The organism is Eikenella halliae, from assembly GCF_001648475.1.
GTDB lineage: Bacteria > Pseudomonadota > Gammaproteobacteria > Burkholderiales > Neisseriaceae > Eikenella > Eikenella halliae.
On the sequence record NZ_LXSQ01000030.1, the window covers coordinates 1 to 19951 of the forward strand.

General features: G+C 57.4%; 21 protein-coding genes and 1 pseudogene. 9 read left to right on the top strand and 13 right to left on the bottom strand.

The genetic code is table 11. The features are described from left to right. Window positions 1–283 precede the first annotated feature (283 nt). Both A7Q00_RS11650 and ribD read left to right on the top strand, forming a co-directional pair. Window positions 284–844 (top strand): hypothetical protein, encoded by a 561-nt coding sequence (locus A7Q00_RS11650; protein WP_064090699.1) that lies wholly within the window; start codon window positions 284–286, stop codon window positions 842–844. Between the two features lie 101 nt (window positions 845–945). Then, entirely contained in the window at window positions 946–2040 is a 1095-nt protein-coding gene (gene ribD, locus A7Q00_RS11655; RefSeq protein WP_064090700.1) for a bifunctional diaminohydroxyphosphoribosylaminopyrimidine deaminase/5-amino-6-(5-phosphoribosylamino)uracil reductase RibD, read from the top strand. 262 nt (window positions 2041–2302) lie between these two features. On the opposite strand, the gene A7Q00_RS11660 is transcribed toward ribD, so the two are convergent. From A7Q00_RS11660 to A7Q00_RS11690, 7 genes are all read right to left on the bottom strand, one after another. After that, the gene (locus A7Q00_RS11660) at window positions 2303–3208 is read right to left on the bottom strand and encodes a hypothetical protein (protein WP_064090701.1); all 906 of its coding nucleotides are present in this window, start codon (window positions 3206–3208) and stop codon (window positions 2303–2305) included. Window positions 3209–3308: 100 nt separating this feature from the next. Beyond that, complete coding sequence (locus A7Q00_RS11665) at window positions 3309–4652, bottom strand: DUF58 domain-containing protein (RefSeq protein ID WP_064090702.1); 1344 nt, start codon at window positions 4650–4652, stop codon at window positions 3309–3311. A gap of 9 nt (window positions 4653–4661) precedes the next feature. After that, a complete protein-coding gene (locus A7Q00_RS11670; RefSeq protein ID WP_064090703.1) occupies window positions 4662–5666 on the bottom strand; it encodes an AAA family ATPase in 1005 nt (334 codons plus the stop codon). Window positions 5667–5818: 152 nt separating this feature from the next. Then, complete coding sequence (locus A7Q00_RS11675; protein WP_064090704.1) at window positions 5819–7186, bottom strand: DUF4350 domain-containing protein; 1368 nt, start codon at window positions 7184–7186, stop codon at window positions 5819–5821. Beyond that, window positions 7183–8742, bottom strand: coding sequence for a DUF4129 domain-containing protein (locus tag A7Q00_RS11680; RefSeq protein WP_064090705.1), 1560 nt, complete (start codon window positions 8740–8742; stop codon window positions 7183–7185). The genes A7Q00_RS11675 and A7Q00_RS11680 overlap by 4 nt, the downstream gene beginning before the upstream one ends. Then, window positions 8739–9719 carry a stage II sporulation protein M gene (locus A7Q00_RS11685; RefSeq protein ID WP_064090706.1) on the bottom strand — a complete coding sequence of 327 codons (981 nt, stop codon included), beginning with the start codon at window positions 9717–9719 and terminating at the stop codon, window positions 8739–8741. The genes A7Q00_RS11680 and A7Q00_RS11685 overlap by 4 nt, the downstream gene beginning before the upstream one ends. Then, window positions 9716–10492: an RDD family protein gene (locus A7Q00_RS11690; RefSeq protein ID WP_064090707.1), complete on the bottom strand. Its 777-nt coding sequence runs from the start codon at window positions 10490–10492 to the stop codon at window positions 9716–9718. The genes A7Q00_RS11685 and A7Q00_RS11690 overlap by 4 nt, the downstream gene beginning before the upstream one ends. A gap of 29 nt (window positions 10493–10521) precedes the next feature. Here A7Q00_RS11690 and A7Q00_RS13780 point away from each other — a divergent pair, with 29 nt between their 5' ends. Both A7Q00_RS13780 and mscL read left to right on the top strand, forming a co-directional pair. Beyond that, a complete protein-coding gene (locus A7Q00_RS13780) occupies window positions 10522–10662 on the top strand; it encodes a hypothetical protein (RefSeq protein WP_156503822.1) in 141 nt (46 codons plus the stop codon). A 215-nt stretch (window positions 10663–10877) separates the two neighbouring features. After that, window positions 10878–11309 carry a large conductance mechanosensitive channel protein MscL gene (mscL, locus tag A7Q00_RS11695; RefSeq protein ID WP_064090708.1) on the top strand — a complete coding sequence of 144 codons (432 nt, stop codon included), beginning with the start codon at window positions 10878–10880 and terminating at the stop codon, window positions 11307–11309. A 266-nt stretch (window positions 11310–11575) separates the two neighbouring features. Here mscL and radC read toward each other — a convergent pair whose 3' ends face one another. Beyond that, a complete protein-coding gene (gene radC / locus A7Q00_RS11700; RefSeq protein WP_064090709.1) occupies window positions 11576–12268 on the bottom strand; it encodes a RadC family protein in 693 nt (230 codons plus the stop codon). 278 nt (window positions 12269–12546) lie between these two features. Between radC and hfq the strand changes: the two genes are divergently transcribed. From hfq to argS, 4 genes are all read left to right on the top strand, one after another. Further along, window positions 12547–12807, top strand: a complete 261-nt coding sequence (gene hfq / locus A7Q00_RS11705) for an RNA chaperone Hfq (protein WP_064090710.1) — start codon at window positions 12547–12549, stop codon at window positions 12805–12807. Window positions 12808–12913: 106 nt separating this feature from the next. Next, entirely contained in the window at window positions 12914–13612 is a 699-nt protein-coding gene (locus A7Q00_RS11710) for a 5'-methylthioadenosine/adenosylhomocysteine nucleosidase (protein ID WP_179946232.1), read from the top strand. Window positions 13613–13704: 92 nt separating this feature from the next. Then, on the top strand, window positions 13705–14097 hold the full coding sequence (locus A7Q00_RS11715) for a fluoride efflux transporter FluC (protein ID WP_064090712.1): 393 nt from the start codon (window positions 13705–13707) through the stop codon (window positions 14095–14097). Between the two features lie 43 nt (window positions 14098–14140). Continuing rightward, a complete protein-coding gene (gene argS / locus A7Q00_RS11720; protein ID WP_064090713.1) occupies window positions 14141–15859 on the top strand; it encodes an arginine--tRNA ligase in 1719 nt (572 codons plus the stop codon). A 394-nt stretch (window positions 15860–16253) separates the two neighbouring features. Here the strand turns inward: argS and rpiA are convergent, their stop codons facing one another. Both rpiA and A7Q00_RS11730 read right to left on the bottom strand, forming a co-directional pair. Then, entirely contained in the window at window positions 16254–16922 is a 669-nt protein-coding gene (rpiA, locus tag A7Q00_RS11725) for a ribose-5-phosphate isomerase RpiA (protein ID WP_064090714.1), read from the bottom strand. 119 nt (window positions 16923–17041) lie between these two features. Then, a complete protein-coding gene (locus A7Q00_RS11730) occupies window positions 17042–17680 on the bottom strand; it encodes a hypothetical protein (protein ID WP_064090715.1) in 639 nt (212 codons plus the stop codon). A gap of 145 nt (window positions 17681–17825) precedes the next feature. Here A7Q00_RS11730 and A7Q00_RS13785 point away from each other — a divergent pair. Beyond that, window positions 17826–17965: pseudogene (locus A7Q00_RS13785) on the top strand (IS5/IS1182 family transposase); the annotation flags it as partial. Here the strand turns inward: A7Q00_RS13785 and ispF are convergent. The 3 genes from ispF to A7Q00_RS11745 all read right to left on the bottom strand — a co-directional run bounded on the left by ispF (window position 17949) and on the right by A7Q00_RS11745 (window position 19797). Beyond that, the gene (ispF, locus tag A7Q00_RS11735; protein WP_064090716.1) at window positions 17949–18434 is read right to left on the bottom strand and encodes a 2-C-methyl-D-erythritol 2,4-cyclodiphosphate synthase; all 486 of its coding nucleotides are present in this window, start codon (window positions 18432–18434) and stop codon (window positions 17949–17951) included. The pseudogene A7Q00_RS13785 and the gene ispF sit on opposite strands and share 17 nt — an antisense overlap. A gap of 67 nt (window positions 18435–18501) precedes the next feature. Next, window positions 18502–19092, bottom strand: a complete 591-nt coding sequence (gene ribA, locus A7Q00_RS11740) for a GTP cyclohydrolase II (RefSeq protein ID WP_064090717.1) — start codon at window positions 19090–19092, stop codon at window positions 18502–18504. Between the two features lie 51 nt (window positions 19093–19143). After that, the gene (locus A7Q00_RS11745; protein ID WP_064090718.1) at window positions 19144–19797 is read right to left on the bottom strand and encodes a GAF domain-containing protein; all 654 of its coding nucleotides are present in this window, start codon (window positions 19795–19797) and stop codon (window positions 19144–19146) included. Window positions 19798–19951: the final 154 nt, after the last annotated feature.

Here is a 19951-nt window from a genome sequence, read left to right on the forward strand (position 1 = left end):
TGCGGTTTGGCTGATGTTTTTGCATTGTTCGTAATAGTTTAAAGCTTTGTTCCTTAAGTCCGCAGAGTATGCCATGGTTAGACCTTCAAAGTTGAATATTGTACTATTTTGTTTTTAATTTACTATAGTGATTATTGCGGATATACGGACAAAAATTGATCCACGGATTACCAAAAACCCCAATGTAACTGTTCAAAGGCTACCTTTTGATGACCTAATTGAGCAGGAAGCCAAAAGACAGGGCAAATGCCCGAAAACCGAAAAAATATGTTAGGAAATTAGAATGATAAATGATTCATACATTAAAAATAAGTTATTCGAACATTATGGTCCTGTTTATTATTTTCAGCCTAACAATAAGGAACTCGCGGATGAAGAATGGATTAAACTGGTATCGGAGTTGTCGGAGTTTATATACGACAACTATCAAGAGCCGGAAACCGTATTTGCCGACTGCAATTTTCATTTTGAACCCGTAATGATGAGTGCTTATTTAAGGATTGCCAAAGGATTAGAGGATAACCTTTACCTGCTGCAATCTGAAAAAGTCAGAGCTTTTTTAATCGAACAGCTTAAGGATAAAAAATGGCTATCCGGACACGCTAACTTCTTACGTCCTTTAATCATGATGAATGACAGGAAACTGATCAATGATATTGCAAAAGACATGCCCCACTTATGGGAAACGCATTTTGTGAATACTTTCCTGATGGAGGCTGTGGCAAAAATGAAAATTCCGGGATTTCGGAAGGAGATGGAACAGTTTCTGAATAGCGGGGCAAAAATATTGGTTAGGAAAGCAGAAACTTATTTAAAGAACGAAGGCAAGTACAAGCCTGTATAACTTTCGGTTGTTCAGTTTCATTTTTTCAGGTAGCCTTTAAAGCGATAAAGGCTACCTGAAAACCTTATTTACCCCGTTTCCCTATCCGCCCCTTACTCAAAATGCCCCAATTCTCCCCCGCCGACCACGCCCTGATGCAGCAAGCCATTGCCCTTGCCTGGCAAGGCCGTTTTTCCACTTCGCCCAATCCGCGCGTCGGTTGCGTGATTGCCCAGGGCGGGCAGATTGTTGGCCAAGGTTTCCACCTTAAGGCCGGCGGACCGCATGCCGAAGTGCACGCCCTGCGCCAGGCCGGCAGCGCCGCGCAAGGCGCCACCGCCTACGTTACCCTCGAGCCCTGCGCCCACCACGGCCGCACCCCGCCCTGCGCCGAAGCCCTGATCCGCGCCGGCGTGCGCCGCGTGGTGGCCGCCATGCAAGACCCCAATCCCCTGGTGGCGGGCAAAGGGCTGGCTATGCTTGAAGCCGCCGGTATTCAGGTAGCCTGCGGCCTGATGGAACGCGAAGCACGGCAGCTCAACCGCGGCTTCCTCTCCCGCATCGAACGCGGCCGCCCGTTTGTGAAGCTGAAAACCGCCTCCAGCCTCGACGGCAAAACCGCGCGGGCCAACGGCCAAAGCCAATGGATTACCGGCGATGCTGCGCGGCACGACGTGCAAATCCAGCGCGCCGAAAGCTGCGCCGTGCTCACCGGCATCGGCACCGCCCTGGCCGACAACCCGCGCCTCACCGTGCGCGACTTCCCCACCCTGCGCCCCCCGCTGCGCGTGCTGCTCGACAGCCGTCTGCGCCTACCCGCCGGCAGCCATCTGCTCGACGGCAGCGCCCCCACGCTTATCTACACCTTATCCGACCGCCCCGCGCCCGCCGGAGCGGCTGAAATCTGCCGTTTGCAGGCCGAAGCCCAAGGCCGCCTCAGCTTGAACGCCGTGCTGGTCGATTTGGCCGCGCGCGGCATCGGCGAGTTGATGCTGGAAGCCGGTGCCACGCTGGGCAGCGCGTTTTTGGTGCAGGATTTGGTGGACGAAATCGTTTGCTACCAAGCGCCCAAACTGCTCGGTGGTACACAGTCGCCCACCCTGTTCAGGCTACCTGAAAACCCTGCCGCCCTCAGCCGCGAGCCCGATTGGCACACCGTGGGCATCGAGCAGCTGGGCGACGATATTAAATGGGTGCTGCAACGGCGGCGCGGCTAAGTATCTGCACATATTCCCGCCTCCGGCTTTCATTCGCCTGCCAGGCAAACCTGCGGTCGGTTTCGTTGCCAAATAACTCTACCGCCTGAGGAGGAAGAACAGATTGGCATACAAAATAGCTTGCTATTACTCTTCTCTAAGGCTACCTGAAAATGCTAAGAGGCTACCTGAAAAAGGAATTTCCACTTTTCAGGTAGCCTCTTTGGCTTACGGTAGCAAACAGCCACGTGTGAACCAAAACAAGGCACAAGGGTCACGCCTGCTATCCGCCCCGCCACTTCTGTTGCACGGCTTCAGACGGCGGGCGGGCGATAAAGCTGCGGACGGCTTTCTCCGTTTGAGCCTCAATTTCCCGCCAATGCGGCAGGTTTTGGCGGTCATATAAAAGTTGCATAGCCACTTTCATATCATTGCCTTTCATCAGAAACCGATGATCACATGGCGGTTTGGGAACAGGATTATTGGAACATTTGATATAGCTGACAATATGCCCATCAGCATCGCGTTGAACAAACAGATCTTTTGCTCCATGGTTATTTCGCCAGGCAATTCCGTTTTCCGGGTTGATGCCGGGGTTGGCATATACCTCCAGGCCGAATTTGGTTTCGCCTGTTTTTGCATAAACATCAAGCGGAATATAGTGAGGTGGTTTGGCATAGTCATTTAAATTGCCATCCAAATATATATCGTAGATATGATCACGTTTCGGATATCTTGAACCACTTCTGACCCCTACATGTATCCATGAGGTTCCCGATACCTTTCTTGCCTCATACCATTTGTTGCCATTGGGATGCCAGCTGTCGTATATCGTGCCATCGGTGTAGTTCATAAAAAAACCAAAGCTTTCAATCATGTCCTTATAAGTCCGCACCGGCGGTTTGTAGTTTTCGGCTTTGCGCCAGTTGAAACCGGGTGAATCTTCATATTCCACCGGCGTTTCCATGCTGTGTTCCGGCAGATTGACCGGCTGCCCGCCCAAGTTGCCAATGCTATAAGGCACACCATAATGGTCGCGCGGATAATCGGCGGCAATCGGCGTGCCGTCGCGCCAGTGGGTGGGTACGATGGGCGCAGGCCGTTTTTCGGGGCCGCGGTCGGGCTCTTGGCAGGCGGCGAGCAATAAGGTGAGCAACAATAAGCAACTATACGATTGGATTTTATACATTTTTGTTCTCCTGTTCGCGGTTATGAACGCTGCCCTTAAGGCTACCTGAAAAACGGATTCCCATTTTTCAGGTAGCCTCCGGCATTTTCGGGCAGTCCCATTACCACGCCTGGCGGCGTTTGAGCTGGAGGTAGCGGTTGATGAGCTCGGTGCTCAGTTGGTTGGGCAAAACATTGATGGCGTTGATGCGGGCGGCATCGAAGTGGCGGATGGCTTCGGCCACGTGGCTTTCGTATTGCAGGGCGCCGAGGTAGGCTTGGGCGTCTGCTTCGTTGCGCACGGGCTGTTGGCGCACTTCTTCGGGGGCGAGCGGGCGCAGGCCGCCGAATAAAACCATGTGGTGTTTGCGCAGGCGCTGGATGTGTTGCAGCAGGTGGCGGCTGTCTTCGTGGTTCAGGTGGGAGAGCACCACCACGAGGGCGCGGCGTTTCTGCTTTTGCAGCAATAAGTTCACGGCGCTTTCAAAATCGGCGGCCTGCTGCGAGGGCTCGATATCGAATACGCCCTGCACCAGGCGGCCGAGCTGCTCCATGCCCTTGTGCGGCGGCACGAAGCGGGCCACGGGATGGGCGAAGGTGAGCAGGCCGACGGCGTCGCCGTGCTTGAGCGCGGTGTAGGAAAGCAGCAGCATGGCTTGCAGGGCGTGGTCGAAATGGCTTTTGCCTTCCATTTGCAGGCGCATATTGCGGCCGCAGTCGAGCAGGAAGATGAGCTGTTGGTCTTGCTCGTCTTGATAGGTGCGCACGATGGGGCGGCTCATGCGGGAGGTGGCTTTCCAGTCGATATTGCGGATGTCGTCGCCGTCTTGGTAGTCGCGCAGCTGGTGGAAGTCTTGGCCGAGGCCTAGGCGCGGCAGTTTTTTCACGCCCACGAGGTTGAGCCAGCGTTGCAGGCCGATTAAATCGGCACCGAGGATGCGGCTGAAATCGGGCAGCACGTCCACTTTGCCGGGCAGCTCCTGCCGATGCCGCCGCTGCCACAGGCCGAGCGGACTGGCGAGCCAGTATTCGATGCCGGCAAATTCGGCACGGCCGCGCCGGCGCGGGGTGAGCCGGTAGCGGATGGTGGAAAGGCGGCCGGGCCGCGTGTCGATAATCAGGTGCGGGGTGTCGGTGTCCCAGTCGGGCGGGAACAGGTCGGCCACCAGAATGGTTTGCGGCTGCCGCCAGCGGCCTTTGGCAGGCGGGGTGAGCGTGAGTTCTACTTCGTGAGGCCGGCCTTGGATAAACTGGTGCGGCAGGCTGCGCTCCCAGTTCGGCTCGGGCTGGCGACGCTGCCAGAAGGCATCAACCAGCGCAGCCAGGGCGAGCAGGAGGGCGAGGCCGCCGGCGATGTATTGGACGATGCGGCCGTTATCTGCGTTCAGGTAGCCTGCCAGCCAGCCGGCGGTGCACACGGCAACGAGGGCGGCAAACAGCAGCACCAGCAGTCTGGATGGTCTCATGGGCAGGCCTTACAAACGCGGGGCGGGCACGGAGGCGGCCAGTTCGTTCAACACCTGCTCCACTTGGATGCCTTCCATTTCCATTTGGGTGGAAAGGCGTACGCGGTGGCGCATGGCGGGCAGCCAGATGGCTTTGATGTCGTCGGGGGTAACGAAATCGCGGCCGGCCAGCAGGGCATAGGCGCGGGCGCAGCTGATGAGGGCGATGCCGGCGCGCGGCCCGGCACCCACGGATAAGGCAGGCCAGTCGCGGGTGGCGGCCACCAGGCGCACGGTGTAGTCGATAATCTGCGGATCGACGCCCACTTGTGCCACCAGTTTTTTCAGCTGCTCGATCTGCTGTGGCTGGAACACATGCGCAGGCTGGCTGCCGCTGAGCAGGTCGTTGTTGCTGCTGTTGATGACGGCGTTCAGCATACGCGCTTCGTCGGCCGGGGCGGGATAGCCGATCATCACTTTGAACATAAAGCGGTCGAGCTGGGCTTCGGGCAGCGGATAGGTGCCTTCCTGCTCGATCGGGTTTTGCGTGGCCAATACCATGAAGGGGCTGGGCAGGTGGTGGGTGTGGCCGTCGAGCGTTACGCTGCGCTCCTGCATCACTTCAAGCAGGGCGGATTGGGTTTTGGCCGGGGCGCGGTTGATTTCGTCGGCGAGCAGCAAGTGGGTGAACACCGGGCCTTGGCGCAGCTCGAAGCGGCTGTTTTGCGCATCGTAGCGGTAGTGGCCGGTCACGTCGGAAGGCATCAGATCGGGGGTGAACTGGATGCGGCGGAATTCACCGGCGAAGGTTTGTGCCAGCGAGCGCACGAGCAGGGTTTTACCGGTGCCCGGTACGCCTTCGAGCAGCACATGGCCGCCGGCCAAGAATACGGTGAGCACTTCGTCCACCACCTGCTGCTGGCCGATAAGCACTTCGTTCAGCCGCGTGCGCAGCACTTGGATGGCACGCACACCCTGCTGAATGGCGGGGTTAGTGCTGGCTTGGTGGGGCTGGGAAAAATTGATGTCCGTCATCGAATCATCCTTTTGCATTGTGTGTTTCGTTGGTTAATCGGAGGTTGGGGTTTCAGGTAGCCTGAGGATTGCTTAAGGCTACCTGAAAAATAGGTTGGTTCGGGCTACCTGAAACATGGCACTCATCTTTTCAGGTAGCCTTTAGCCGCCCGCTAATACCACGAGCGGTTTATCTTACGCACGATGCGCTGGTGGGCGGCAAGCATTTGCAGCCACTGTACCAAATTGACCTGTTCCGGCAAGGGTGTGAGCCAGGGCTCGACAACGGAGGGCGGCAGCTTGGTTTGGGCACACAAAAACTCCAGCTGTTTGCGGCTGCTCATCTGCTTCCAGGCCGGGTGGCGCTGTTGTAGGCCTTCGAGCAGTCGGCGCTGCATATCGCTGAGGATGGCACGGCGGCTCAGGTGGCGGGTGAGGAACTGGCCTTGTGCGAGCAGGTGCTGGTTCAGGTAGCGTTCCGGCGCGGGCGGCAGCTGCCGCACCACGCCCACGCGCACGATGATGCGCCACAGCAATACGGCGGCAGCGGCCAGCACAACGGCAAACAGTATGGGCTGGGCTTTCAGCATTTTCCACAGCATCGGCTCGGCGTCGTTGTAGCTGGACGGGTAAACTTTCTCGGCCAGCAGGATGCCGTCTTTCCCTTGAGCCAGATAAACGGCAAGGTAGGGGTGGTCGTAGAGGGCGAGGTGGTTGCGGTCGATATCGGGGCTGCTCGGGTTGCCAAGCCAATTTTCGTTCCAAGTGAGCAATACGCTGCCGTTACCGTAACGCACACGGATGGTCTGCACGGCGCCGTAGGCATTTTTGCCTTGGAACATCACCAGTTTGCCGTCTTTCGCCGCCCAGCCGTTGCCGGAGCTGTACTCGGAGCCGGTGAAGGTTTCAATGGTGGCGCCCTCGGGCAGTTGGATGCTGCTCAAACCGGCGTTGCAGTGCTGGTCAATCTGCAAAGCAACTTCGTCGCCAACTTGGCGGGCGGCTTCGCGGCGTTGCTCGGCCGCCTTCACGCAGGCGGGCAGGTTGGGCAGGGTTTTACCGTCGGTTTCTTCCCGCTCCACGGTGCCGATTTGCAGCCGGCGCAGCATGGTTTGGCGGAAGTTTTGCGTATCTCCATCATCTTCCGTATCGTTGGATTTATCTTCTGCTTTCAACGGATTGTCGTCGGCATAACTGGGCAGCGCCATCACCAGGTGGTTGCCTCGCCCCACCCATTCCAGCAGGCGTTCGGCATCTTCCTTATCACGCAGGCGGTTGTCGGCCACGATCAGCAGGCGGTTGTTATCGTAGGAATTGAGCTTCTCTAAGCCAAACATGCTGCGCTCATGCTGGATATTCTCCACGCCGTACCGGGTGAGCAGGGTTTTCAGGGCATAGAGCGAGCCTTCGCGCATTTCCTGCTGCGGGTCGAGCGACTGCCAGGTTTTGCTTTCCTGCTTGGACAGCCCGGCAACGGCAATCAGGCCGCCGATAAGCAATATGGCGGTCAGGCCGATGAGGATGGAACGAAGGTTTTTCATGCCCTACCCTCCCCGGCGGCACGCAGGCTACCTGAAAATTCCTGCTCTGCGCCGGCAAACACTTGGCGGTATTGGCGGCACAGGCTGTGCACCGCTTCGCGTTCGGGCAGGCGGTGGGCATAGGCCAGCGCCACCCAGTTGTCGGTGAGCGGCTGCCAGTAGTCCAAAAGCTGCGGCTGGCGCTGGCGCACGCGTTTGAGCACCTGGCCTTCGGTATCGCTGCTGCGCAGCGGCAGGCCGTGGCGGCGGCTGATTTGCGAGAGGCTGGCACGGTAGAGCAGGCTCATGGCGGCGCGCGGGTCGCGTTCGTATTCGGCCAACACGGTGGAAGCCACGTCTTTGGGCAGACTCTCGGGGGTAATCTTCATGCCGAACAGGGTTTCCGGCACTTCTTCGCCTTGGTTCAAACCGAAACCGAAGCCGCCGTTAGCCCGATACCAGCGGTATAAAACCCACAACACCAAGGCCAGCAGCAGGACGATTAAGGCATACATCAGGCCGTTAAACCAACCTGGCGAAGGAGTCTTTATATCAGGCATATCCGGCAGGCTGCGTTGCTGTCGAGTGTTATCTTCCTTGCCGCATTTGATCCAGCAGTATTCAGTTTGGGTTTTAATGCTTTGAAACGGTGCTTTGCGCAGGGTGTTATCACGGATTTGCTCCACCTTTTCCCGGCTGGGCAGCGGCTCGGCATGCAGGCTACCTGAAAAACCGAAGCCGATAAACACGGCCAGAGCCAAGGCCCATAAGGCGCTGCTGCTGCTCAACAGGCGGTCTTGGATTTTGCGGGCGGCCAAGCGGATATCCCAGCCTTCGGCCTTGGTGCGGGCATTCAGATAAAGCGTGAAGCCGCAGGCCACATAAATCGGCCCCCAAAAGCACAGCAGCAGCACATAAATACCGTTGAGCAAATGCTGGAAAAGCATGCCCCGTCCGGAAGAGACCAAAGTCTCAATCTGTTCTAAAGCCGCCATGGAACGTGCCCCGCCAAACGGACCGGCTACGATATTTTGCGTCGGATCGCCCACCCACAGCCAAAACAGCATTGAGAGCAGGCCGAAGGCAAGGATGGATTCCAAATGGATGCCGAAAACCGCCAGCCAGCCGGCTGCACCGCCGCTTTGGCGCGATAATTCGTTGCAGCGGCGCTGGTAGGCCTTGCCGTTTACCCCTTCCAACAGCGTAACCGGCAGCACCAAGCTGCGGCGCAGGCTGAACCGCCGCCAAGTCAAATCGCCAATCAGGCGCGGCCGCCACATCTGCCGAAACGCCGTGCGTATGCATTGCCGGTATGGCGGCAGTGGCTCGAACACCTGCTGCGACATCAGCCACAGCACAGGCGCTTCGAATAACGGCTTGAGCCACCAAACAAAAAAACCACCCCATTCAGGCTGCTGCCAGCACAAAGCCAGCACCAGCGCATACACTGGCAGCGACAGGGTTGCCCATACCGCCATATACAGCGCCGGCCGCTCCTGAAACAGGCGCGTGCCCAAATCTAAAGCCTCCCAGCCGCTGCGCGGGCGGAAATTGAGGCGGGTTTCCCAAATATTCATGCCGCCCTCCTGCCTGCATACAGCAGATAGGCATACACCAGAAGCCACATCACTATGGAAACAATATATTTTAAAATCATCGGAATACTGGTAATCGGCGACCAAAAGCCTTCAATAAACGCGGCAATAAACAGCATCAGGAAGCCGCCGTTCATCAGCCCCACCGCCTGTTTGCCCTGAATGCGCAAGGCATCGCGCCGCGACAAACCCTGCGGTTTGAGCAGCGCCAAGCCCAGCCGCAAGCCGCCTGCCGCCGCCATCACGATACCGGTGAGCTCGAACGCGCCGTGCGCGCCCACAAACGAGAAAAAGGCCGGCCCGGCCGGGTCACGGGTCATATAGCCCATTGCCCCGCCGATTAGCCAACCATTCATCACCGTAAGGTATGCCGTGCCCAAGCCGAACAGAATGCCGCTGGCAAAACTTTGAAACGCAATGCCGATGTTGTTGAAAATATAGTAGCCCGCCATGGCAAAGTTCTGCCACGCTTCGCGGTTGGTGCCGTCGGCATACTGCTTCATCATTTCTTTATAACTCTCGGACAACATCACCCCTTGGTTCAGACCGCCGATTTTGTCCACGCTCTCCGGCACAAAAGCCGTGAGTAAAAAAGCCACGACAAATGGCAGGTAAAACAGTGCATGCGCCAGCCACACCAGTTTTTTCTCGCGCCGTACCAGCTGCGGGAAACCTTGCATCACGAAATCACGGAAGCGCACCCACAGCGACACCTGCTGCCCCACATACAAAAGCTGGTGCGCGCGTTCGCACAGATATTGCAGATAATCGGTGAGGCCGCCGGAATAGCAGCGGTCGGTGGCCACCGCCAAATGGTGGCAAACCGTGCGGTAGTCCTGCATAAACAAAGCGGTTTTCTGTGCACTCAGGCTGCCGCGCCGTTTTTCCAGCTGCTGCAAATCCTGCTCGAACGTGCGCCAGAACGCCTGATGTTGTTCTTCAAAAAACAGTTGCCTCACGCCGCCTCCTTCCGCTGCTCACCGGCATAATATTTGGCCAAGCCCAAAATCAGCCGCTCGGCGCTGCGTTCGTCTTCATGTTGGCCGAAAATCGCCCCCACCATCATTTGCGCCAATTCGCCGGTGCGCGCCGCGCTCAAATGGCGGCGGCGTTCCACAAAGCTCAAAATTGCCTGCTGCTCCTCACGCGTGAGCGCCACGGGCGGGGTAACCGCTTCGATATTGCCCAAATCCATGCGCTCGGCCTGCCCACGCGTTTTATCCACATAAACCACCACCGTGGAAGCCATGATGTCGCCCAAGCGGCGGCCGTAGGGGTTGCACAGGCCGCAGATCATGCCGATGCCGTAGAAAAAAGGCAGGCTGTCGAACACGCGCAGCAGGTTGCGCAGCAATGAAGCCGACCAGGAAATATGCGTGCCGTTGTCGTTGATCACGCGCAGGCCGAAAATTTTCTTACCCGGCGTCTGCCCGTTCCAGCACACTTCGAACACCACGAAATACAGCCACAATGTGAAAAAAATATTTACAAACAGTAAGAAGAAAAACAAGCCTTTAACTGCACTGTTACCATCACCGTCGTTAACCGCACCGGAGAAGATAAAGCTGATCAACATAGAGGAAAGGATGATCCAAATGCCGCGCAGAATGAAATCGACAAACCAGGCGCGCGAGCGGGCGAATACCGAAGCTGGACGCAGATAAATATCGATGGCTTCCGGCGTTTCCACTTTGAGCAGGGTGTCCAGTCGCGAGAGAATGGGTTCAGACATAATGAAAGGTTTGCCAAACGAAATGAACGATGAGACAAGAAAACGCCGAACTTTGCCCGAAAGACGGGTGTTTGGCAAGCCCCAAGGAAGACAGAAATACGGCTACGGCTGATTTTCTTGTATGCAAGAGGCTACCTGAAAACCAAATGGCCGCCCTTCTGCAATCTTAATAAAAGCAAACCAACACGACTTATTATTTTAGTGATACACCCATGTTTAACAGATAAACTGCCATATTCTGCTAATAAACAACATTAGAATCAAATAATCCGCCCATTTTTCCGCCATTCGCCAGCAATTAACAAAATTTATCCGTTGCACATCAAGACGGCGGCAGCTAAAACCATTATCATGCCGCCCTTCTAACCATTCTAAGGAAACACACATGGCATTACGCGACGAATTCAAAGCATTTATTATGCGCGGCAACGTGATTGACCTTGCTGTCGGTATGGTAGTCGGCACTGCCTTCTCAGGTATCGTCAAATCATTGGTAGATGACGTGATCATGCCGCCCATCGGCCTGATTTTGGGCGGCGTAGACTTCTCCAACCTGTTCATCACCCTGAAATCGGGCGCCAACGCCCCTGCCGACGGCTACGCCACTTTGGCCGCCGCCCAGGCCGCCGGTGCGGTTACGCTTAATATCGGCCTCTTCATCAACACCGTAATCAGCTTCCTGATCATTGCTACTGCCATCTTCGCCGTAATCAAAGGCATCAGCAAACTGCAAAAACCCGCTCCGGAAGAAGCCCCTGCCGAGCCCTCCGAAGAAATCCTACTGTTGCGCGAAATCCGCGATTCGTTGAAAAAATAATCGCTGTACGATGCAAAAGGCTACCTGAAAATTTTCAGGTAGCCTTTACTCTTGCCATTGCACCCCATCATCCAAACCCTTTTCTTAACTATAGCGAATTAACAAAAACCAGTACAGCGTTGCCTCGCCTTGCCGTACTATCTGTACTGTCTGCGGCTCGTCGCCTTGTCCTAATTTTTGTTAATTCAATATAGAAAGGCTACCTGAAAACAGGCTTGGCACGGTGGCTGCGAAGCCAAGAGTATCAAACGGCCTTTAGCCGCCATTCAATTCGTTTCCCATTCCCGCAGCCAGCCGTTTGCCGCAAACGACACCGCCCGGTTGCCCGCCACGATAAAATGATCCAGCAGCCGCACGTCCAGCAGCGCCAACGCCTGCTGCAATCGTCGGGTAAAGGCCAGATCCGCCTCGGAAGGCTCGGCCGAGCCGCCGGGATGGTTGTGCGCGATAATCAGCGAAGCCGCATGATAGTGCAGGGCAAGTTTCGCCACTTCGCGGATATACACCGTGTTTTCCGCCACCGTGCCGCGCGACAGCTCCTGAAAGACAATCAGCTTATGGCTGCTGCTCAACAGCATCGCCACGCTCACCTCCACCGGCTCATGCGCCAGTTGCAGCACCAGATAATCAGCCACCGCGTCGGGCGAATCGAAAGCCGGGGTGTCGCGCATTTCCTCGGCCAGCAGGCGCCGCCCGATTTCCCGCACCACGGCAAACTGGCAATACGCCGCCTCGCCCATGCCCTTATGCCGCGTCAGTTCGGCGGCGGGCGCGGAAAACAGGCGGTTGAGCGAGCCGAATTCCTGCAACAGGTAACGCGCCAAATCCACCGCGCTCATCCCCTGCGTGCCAACTCTTAGTAGGATGGCCAGCAGCTCCGCGTCGCTCAACGCCCCCGCACCGCGATGCAGCAGTTTCTCACGCGGCCGCTCGTTTTCCGGCCAATGTTTGATGCCCATCTTAACGTTATCCCTTTGCGTGTGTGCGAAATGCCGGATTATACAGGAGCGGCACGATACCAAAGGCTTATAAACGAATCCGCCGAAGAGAGCTTTTGACCTGCCTCATAAAAAGAACTTTACGCTTCCATAGCTTGCGTAAAAGAGTTGGAAAAAGCCGTGCCAAACGGCTACAATTCGCCACCTTTTTCAGTTTTCTGCCGCCCCGTCCGGAGAACACCCCGCCGGGAAGGCTACCTGAAAAAGTTTGAACAAAAATAATCGGAGTGAAATAAACTATGGCAACCAAAGGACAAATGTTACAAGATCCTTTTTTGAACGCACTGCGCAAAGAACACGTGCCGGTATCCATCTATTTGGTGAACGGCATCAAACTGCAAGGACAGGTAGAGTCGTTTGACCAATATGTGGTGCTGCTGCGCAACACCTCGGTAACGCAAATGGTGTACAAACACGCGATTTCCACCATTGTTCCGGCACGCGCCGTGAGCCTGCAGCCGCCCGCCGAGCAGAAACCTGCCGCCGAAGCCGAGCAATAAGCAGGCATCCCCAGCGCACTGGCTGTTGCTCACAGGCAGTGCGTTTTTGCTATCCATACGCCGCCCACGCCCATTGCCCGTGCAGGCGGTTTGATAAGAAGAACCCATCATGCCCCAAACCATCGCCCTCATCGGCGCCATGCCGCCGGAAATCTCCCTGCTTCAAGAGAGCCTGCAAAACCTGCGCAGCGAACACATGGCCGATTTCGATATCTATTGCGGCGAATACGCCGGCAAAAACGTTGTGTTGGCCTTAAGCGGCATCGGCAAAGTGAACGCCGCGCTCAGCACCGCCCTGGTGCTGCAGCACCGCCCCGATTTCGTCATCAACACCGGCAGCGCAGGCGGACTGGGCAGCGGGCTGAAAGTGGGCGACGTGGTAATCGGCACGCAAACCGCGCACCACGATGTGGACGTTACCGCCTTCGGCTACGCCATCGGCCATGTGCCGCGGATGCCCGCGCGTTTCGAATCCGACCCCGCCCTGTGCGCCGCCGCCGAAAAAGCCGCCGCCGCATTCGAACACGCCGCCGTGCACCGCGGCTTAATCGTGAGCGGCGACCAATTCGTGCACAGCAGCGAATCCGTGGCCGAAGTGCGCCGCCATTTCCCCGACGCGCAGGCAGTGGAAATGGAAGCCGCCGCCATCGCCCAAAGCTGCCACCGCTTCGGCGTGCCGTTTGTGGTGGTTCGCGCCATTTCCGACCTTGCCGACGAAGAAGCCGACACCAGCTTTGAAACCTTTTTGAAAACCGCCTCCGTGCATTCGGCCAAAATGGTGTTGCAGCTGATTGAAGCGCTTTGAGGCTACCTGAAAAATTAAACCGGCATAAAAACAAACGGCTATTCATTCAGTACAGCCATGCCGTCCGCCTGCCGCCAAGAGGCTACCTGAAAATGCACCCGCCCTATAGCCAGCCCGCCCTGATTGCCGTCGGCGCCGCCCTCGGCGCCTTGTTGCGCTGGCAGCTGGGTTTGCGTTTCAACCCGCTGTTTGCCCAATTCGCTTTCGGCACTTGGCTGGCCAACCTGCTCGGCTGCCTGCTGGCCGGTGCGGTATTGGGTCTGCTGTTGGCCGGCAGGCCGCTTGCCCAGCCGCTGCAAAATGTGCTGGTAGTGGGTTTTCTCGGCAGCCTCACCACCTTTTCCGCGCTCTCCGGCGAAGTGTCCGAACGCCTGCTGAATAAGCAATGGCTGCCCGCCGGCCTGATTCTGGCGCTGCACACCGTGTGCGGCATCGCCGCCACCCTGCTGGCCGCCGCTGCCGTGCAACGTTTAATTAAAGGCTAATACACAGATTTTTTATTGTTTATCTACCCAAGCTGAAAACATTATGAACTTATCCCACCTCCTCAACCGCGAAGCCGAACAGGCCTTTGCTGCCGCCGGTATCGAAGGCGCGCCGGTAGTGTTGCAACCGGCCAAAAACCCCGAATTCGGCGATTTCCAAATCAACGGCGTGATGGGCGCGGCCAAGCAGCGCAAGCAAAACCCGCGCGAGCTGGCGCAGAAAGTGGCCGACGCGCTGGGCGGCAACGGGCTGATTGCCTCCGCCGAAGTGGCCGGTCCCGGCTTCATCAACCTGCGCCTGAACCCGCAGTTTTTAGCCAAACAAGTGCACGCCGCCCTGCAAAGCAGCCGCCTCGGCGTGGCGCAGGCCGCCGCACCGCAAACCATCGTTATCGACTACTCCTCGCCCAATCTGGCCAAAGAAATGCACGTCGGACACCTGCGCTCCAGCATCATCGGCGACAGCTTAAACCGCGTCCACTCCTTCCTCGGCCACCGCGTCATCGCGCAAAACCACGTGGGCGACTGGGGCACCCAATTCGGCATGCTGGTGGCCTATTTGGTGGAGCAGCAGGCGCAAAACGAACATTTCGAGCTAGCCGACCTGGAACAGTTCTACCGCAACGCCAAAGTGCGTTTCGACGAAGACCCGGCCTTTGCCGACACCGCGCGCGAATACGTGGTGAAACTGCAAAGCGGCGACGAAGCCGTGCTCGCCCTGTGGCGGCAGTTTGTGGCCATGTCGCTCAAACACGCGCAAAACGTATACAACCGGCTCGGCGTGCTGCTCAAACCCGAAGACGTGCGCGGCGAGTCTTCCTACAATGCCGATTTGCAGCCCGTGGTAGACGAACTCTTGGCCAGCGGCTTAGCCGTGGACGACGGCGGCACCAAAGTAGTCTTCCTCGACGAATTTAAAAACAAAGAAGGCGACCCCGCCGCCTTCATCATCCAGAAACAAGGCGGCGGTTTCCTTTACGCCACCACCGATTTGGCCTGCATCCGCTACCGCGTGCGCGAACTCAAAGCCGACCACATCATCTATGTAGTGGACACACGCCAAAGCCTGCATTTCGCCCAGCTTTTCGCCGCCTCGCGCAAAGCCGGCTGGCTACCTGAAAACGTGAAAGCCGAATTCATCGGCTTCGGCACCATGATGGGCAAAGACGGCAAGCCCTTCAAAACCCGCAGCGGCGACACCGTGAAGCTGGTCGAGCTGCTCGACGAAGCTGTGGAACGCGCCACTGCCCTCGTAAAAGAGAAAAACCCCGAATTGGACGACGCCACCGCCGCCCAAATCGCCCGCAGCGTCGGCATCGGCGCCGTGAAATACGCCGATTTGAGCAAAAACCGCACCAGCGACTACATCTTCGATTGGGACAACATGCTCTCCTTCGAAGGCAACACCGCCCCTTATTTGCAATACGCCTACACCCGCGTGCAAAGCGTGTTGAAAAAAGCCGGCGAATGGAGCCGAACCGAACAGCCCGTATTCACCGAGCCCCTGGAATGCCAGCTCGCCGCCGAGCTTTTGAAGTTTGAAGACGTGTTGCAAACCGTGGCCGACAGTTCCTACCCGCACTATCTCGCCGCCTACCTCTACCAAGTGGCCACCCTGTTCTCCCGCTTCTACGAAGCCTGCCCCATCCTCAAAGCCGAAGGCAGCGTCCGCAACACCCGCCTGCAGCTGGCGGCCCTCACCGGCCAAACCCTGCAAACCGGCCTCAATCTCTTGGGCATTGATACGCTGGAAGTGATGTAAGCCTTATACTGCCACATGACAAACAGGCTACCTGAAAGTTTTCAGGTAGCCTGTTTTTACGGCTGTTTGATTTTCAGGCAGTCTACGGAAACCATAGAGGCTACCTGAAATTTCTTGCACAATGCGGCGGTATAGTGGATTAACAAAAATCAGGACAAGGCGGCGAGCCGCAGACAGTACACACGTCACGGCAAGGCGAGCCAACGCTGTACTGGTTTAAATTTAATTCACTATACTGCCGCATGACAAACAGGCTACCTGAAAGTTTTCAGGTAGCCTGTTTTACAGCTGTTTGATTTTCAGGCAGCCTATGAAGACCATAAGGGCTACCTGAAATTTCTTGCGCGATACAGCGGCACAACAATGCCGCCTTGTCTGATATGGTAGGAAGCAGTCAGCCGCCGATTTTAATCACTTCTGCGCCGCCCTCGCGGCCGATAATCAGCACGTGGGCGGGATGGCGGGCGAACAGGCCGTTTTCCACGATGCCGGGGATGCGGTTGAGCTCGTCTTCCAGTTTGAGCGGCTCGTTGATGGGCATATCGTGCACGTCGATGATTTTGTGGCCGCTGTCGGTGGTGAAATTCAGGCGCAGCTGCGGGCTGCCGCCGTATTTGAGCAGCTGGCGCGATACCAGCGAGCGGGCGGCGGGGATGATTTCGATCGGCAGCGGGAATTTGCCCAGCCGGGAAACGTATTTGCTCTCGTCTACGATGCAGACGAATTTTTCGGCGGCGCTGGCCACGATTTTTTCAGCCAACAGCGCGCCGCCGCCGCCTTTAATCATTTGCAGGCTGTGGTTGACTTCGTCGGCGCCGTCGATATACACGGGCAGCTCGTCCGCCTCGGTGAGCGGCACTTCGGGGATGCCGTGTTGTTTCAAGAGTTCGCTGGTGGCTTTGGAGGTGGAAACGGCACCTTTGATGCGGATGCCGCTATTGGCCAGCTCTTCGATGAAAAAGTTTACGGTGCTGCCGGTGCCGATGCCGATGTAGGCATTTTCGGGCACGAATTCGAGGGCTTTTTGGGCGGCGGTGCGTTTGAGTTGGTCTTGGGCGGACATAGTGTTCTCCTGTTAGCGTGATTGGTGGGCTTGGCTTCGTTTCAGGTAGCCTTATTCTACTATGCGGGCGGGAGTTTGGGTATGCGGCCGCCCTGCCCTTTTGCTTTGGCGGGTGGGGTTTAGAACTTTGCCCAGCCGGCAAAATCTTTTTTAATTTCCCAGCCTTTTTTCGTAAGCTCGGCGGCATGGGTGGGGAATAAATCCATGATGCAGTCTTGCCATGCGCCGGAAAGGCCTTCTTTGCAGGGGTAGGCGTATTGCGTTTGTTTCCGCAGGCGCAAGTCGGCTTGCAGCAGCGTGCTGAGGCGGTTGAGCAATTCGTGCACAACAGTTTCGCCCAGTTCGTCGAAATAATCTTGGCGGAAGCTGAGCAGCAGGCCGCTCTGCGGCAGGCCGCCGGAGGTGGCGTCATGCAGCACCAGGGTAAGCGCCGGTGTGGTGTCTTGCTTGGAACAGGTAACGGGGCTGGGGAAATTGGCACTGAGGTAGGAAAATTTAAAGGCTTCCGGTTGGACGCTGAGGTAGTAGCTATCGGCAAGTTTCTGCAATTTTTCCGCGCGCCACGATAGGCGGCCGAGTTTGACTTCCCCGTTGCCGTCATACTGGCTGGCGCCGATGCGCGGTATGCCTTTGATTTTACCTGTGAAGGGGTTGATTTCGTTGATGAAGGCGGGCCAGAAGGTGCGGTTTTCAAGGTGTTGCTTGATGCCGAGCGGGGCGAGGAGGATGAAGTTTTGGTGGAGATTGGTGAATTTCATCGTGCGGCCTTTCCGGCTGGTGGCAGAGGGGCTGCCTGAAGAGAGAAGGAGGGGAAATCCGGTTTCAGGTAGCCTGGCGAGGCTTGAGGCTACCTGAAAAACGGGCAGCTTGGCAAATCCGTGCCCTGCCGCTCGTTTTCGTTTTTATAGTGGATTAAATTTAAATCAGGACAAGGCGGCGAGCCGCAGACAGTACAAATAGTACGGCAAGGCGAGCCAACGCTGTACTGGTTTAAATTTAATTCACTATATACGCGGGCTTCGGGTTTTATCCGCCGACCTTTTCCAGCAGCACCACGGCTTGGGCTTCGATGCCTTCCATGCGGCCGAGGTAGCCGAGTTTTTCGTTGGTTTTGCCCTTGATGTTGACGCAGTTTTCGGCTAATCCCAAGTCGGCGGCGATATTGGCGCGCATGGCGGCAATATGGGGGCGCAATTTGGGCTGCTGGGCGATGACGGTGCTGTCCACGTTCACTACGCGCCAGCCTTGAGCCTGCACGGCGGCGTAGGCTTGGCGCAGCAGGACGCGGCTGTCGGCGTCTTTATGTTCGGCGGCGGTGTCGGGGAAGTGGGTGCCGATGTCGCCCAAGGCGGCGGCACCGAGCAGGGCGTCGGTGATGGCGTGCAGCAGGGCGTCGGCGTCGGAGTGGCCGAGCAGGCCTTTTTCAAAGGGGATGGTTACGCCGCCGAGGATGAGCGGGCGGCCGGGCACGAGCTGGTGGACGTCGTAGCCTTGTCCGATGCGGAGGGTCATGAGGGTTGCCTTTTGCGGGTGGGTTTTGGGTTTCAGGTAGCCTTGGGGCAGGAGGCTACCTGAAAAGTCAGTTATCAATCAAATGGCCGAGTTTGGCGGCTTTGGTTTTCAGGTAGCCTGTGTTCTCGCTATTTTGCCCCACCAAAAGCGGCACGCGTTCGCTGATTTGAATGCCGCTTTGCGCCATCTTGCTGACTTTCTCTGGATTGTTGGTTAGCAGGCGGATGGAGCGGACGCCGAGGTGTTGGTAGACGGCTTGGGCCAGGCTGAAATCGCGGGCGTCTACGGGCAGGCCGAGCGCGAGGTTGGCTTCTACGGTATCGAGGCCTTGATCTTGCAGCGCGTAGGCGCGGATTTTATTAATGAGGCCGATGCCGCGTCCTTCTTGGCGCAGATACACAATCACGCCGCGCCCTTCGCGCTGCACGGCCTGCATGGCGGCTTGCAGCTGGGGGCCGCAGTCGCATTTTTGCGAAAACAGGGCGTCGCCGGTGAGGCATTCGGAGTGGATACGGGAGAGTACGGGCTCGCCGTTAGTGATGTCGCCCATGCTCAGGGCGATGTGTTCTTGGCCGCTCGGCTCTTCGAAGCCGTGCATGGTGAAGACGCCGTATTCGGTGGGCAGGCGGCAGGAGGCGATGAATTTTAGCGGGGTCATGATGCTTGTTTGGTGTGTGTGGAATGGTTGTTTTGAACTTTCAGGTAGCCTTTATTCGGCAGCTTCTTCCGGCTGCAACAAATCAGCGAGCGGGTCGGCCAGGGCGAGGGCCAGGCCGACCCAGATGCTTTGGGCGGCTTCGTCGAAGGCGGCGGGGTGGCCATGCTCGAGATACACCACGCCGAGCACGCGGCCGTTTTCGGCGTATACCGGCACGGCCAGCTGGCTGCCGGGGCGGTGGCGGCTGCCGGCGAGGTCGCCGTTTTGCAGCCATTGGGCAACGTCGTCTATTTGGTTCAGCCAGCCGGTTTGTGCGCTGCGCGCGGCCAGGTGGGCGGTGTGCGCGGCTTCCAAGTCTTGCTCTACGGCGAGCAGCTTTTCCAACGGCTCGCCTTGCGCCACCAGGTGCAGCAGGCGATCCGGCGTGTGCAGCAGATACACGGCGGCGCTGCGGCAGGGGCTGGCGGTGTAGGCGGAATCGAGCGCCATAAAGATTTGGCGCAGCCGGGCGTGGTGCGCTTCGTTGCGCGGCAGATGCTGCTCCAATGTGCCGTCTGCCCCGCGATACCACAGGATTTCCGGTTCTATCTCCGCCCTGCCCGCCGCCATCACGCTGCCGGCGGTGAGCATGGCTATCTGCACGGCTTCGGGCGGCAGCTTCAGGCCTTGGGTGCGCAGGTAGTCTTGAATCAATGCGGTGCTCATGGCGGCTTTCCTGAAAAATGGGCAATGATACTGCCAGAGCGGGCAAATGACAATTTCCATTGCCATAGCAATCGGCTATCGCCGCCCTGCCCCTTGTGCTGTGCCGACATTTTCAGGTAGCCTTCCTCCCTTTGATAACCAGCCACCCAACCCT